Source organism: Streptomyces sp. NPDC057638, from assembly GCF_042800315.1.
In the GTDB taxonomy this organism is placed as follows: Bacteria; Actinomycetota; Actinomycetes; order Streptomycetales; family Streptomycetaceae; genus Streptomyces.
In genome coordinates, this window is sequence record NZ_JBHVHF010000597.1 from 1 (window position 1) to 1,495 (window position 1,495).

Annotated in this window: 2 protein-coding genes; both read left to right on the top strand. The window is 67.5% G+C overall.

Features of this window, described 5'->3' with window-relative positions:
• Nucleotides 1-303 precede the first annotated feature (303 nt).
• Complete coding sequence (locus ACFVIM_RS35080; protein WP_384310419.1) at nucleotides 304-645, top strand: DUF5713 family protein; 342 nt, start codon at nucleotides 304-306, stop codon at nucleotides 643-645.
• Nucleotides 646-1,149: 504 nt separating this feature from the next.
• Nucleotides 1,150-1,494: a hypothetical protein gene (locus tag ACFVIM_RS35085; RefSeq protein ID WP_384310416.1), complete on the top strand. Its 345-nt coding sequence runs from the start codon at nucleotides 1,150-1,152 to the stop codon at nucleotides 1,492-1,494.
• The last annotated feature ends 1 nt before the right edge of the window (nucleotide 1,495 follow it).

Consider the following 1,495-nt stretch of genomic DNA (forward strand, 5'->3'; position numbering starts at 1 on the left):
CAGTTGTTTTTTCTTGACGTGGGGGCGCCCGGCCGTCCCCGGGTGCGCCCGGGGGCGGGCCCGGGGCGGAACGGGGGGCCCGAACCCTATGACGACATCACGGTTCCTCCGCGGGCACCCTGGGGTCTGCCCGACGGGTCAGGCCACACCACGGCGCGTCAACCGCCCGAGGCCACATGCCGTCCGGACCTGCGGCCGGTGCCCCGCGGCCGCCCCGGGGACGGCGGCGCACGCCCGTTGTCAGTGGCGGCGTGCATGATCGGTGTATCGGCTTTCGACGGGATGGACGAACGGAGCGGCGCCATGGCGATCACCAACCGGCGGGTGGCGGAGTACGGGTTTCTCGGACAGCTCTACGAGGACGCGTACTTCCCCGGCCACATCGTCGACAAGGGCAGGGCGATCCTGCTGCGGCTGTGCGAGCGGATCGAGGCCGAGCGGCCGTCGGACCTGACCGCCCTGTACGCGCTGACCCGGGTGGCGACGGAGGAGTTCAATCTGCTGGAGGCGGAGTTCGAAGCGGCGGGGAGCGAGATCGAGACCGTCGCGCGGGAGGAGATAGGCGAGGGTTTCTGGTTCATCGCGGGGGCCTACGGATTCGCCGACGCGGATGTGGAGGAGCTGATCGCCGCCCGGGAGTGGTGACCGCGCACCACCGTCCCGCCCGTTCCCTCCCTGCCACGCATCCCCGAAGGGCAGGGAAGGGAATGAATACCCGCCGTCTTATAAGTCTTTATGAGAAAGGACGGCACGGATATCATACGAAGTGAATTTCCGGGATAGTCACCGGCCCCCCTGGCGCGATTCCTTTCCGTTCCCCTAGCCTCAGCCGGAGAGCCGCTGACATCACGCGGCTGACATGTCGCTCTGGAAGGGGTGCAGCATTCATGACTGACACATCCCCGGCAGGCAATCAGGAAGACCCCACCTCGGGTGTGGACCCGGAACAGTCCGCCGCGGCGCTGGCTCGCGCGGCGGAGGGCGGGGCAGCGGGACCCCGAGGGACGACCACCACGGCCGCGGACGGGACCGAGGAGGTCAGCTCCGGTCACGCCGCCGCACCCGGCGGTCCGGCGAAGGGGAGCGCGTCCGGAAAACCCGCGGTACGCCGACAGCCGAAGACCACCGGGAACTGAGGGGGCTGACGACATGCTGCGTTTCATCAACGGATATTCCGCCACGGTCAATGTGATGATCGAGCGGCTCGACAACAACTGCCGACCAGAACCCTGGCGCAGAAAAGGCTGGTGGGTCATCCAGCCAGGTGGCTCCGCCGTCACATACGGCGGGGATCTCGACGATGTGAACCGCTACTGGTACTGGTACGCCTTCGCGGTCGACGGGAGACAGTGGAGCGGTCCGTTCCCGGAGAACGTGCCGTACTCGGTCTTCGACTGGTGTCCCGACGTGGCGAGCGACCCCTCCATGAATATCGGGATGCGTGAACTGGACGTCAACGGCAACGCGGACAAGACCCTCCGGCTGGTTCTGTAGC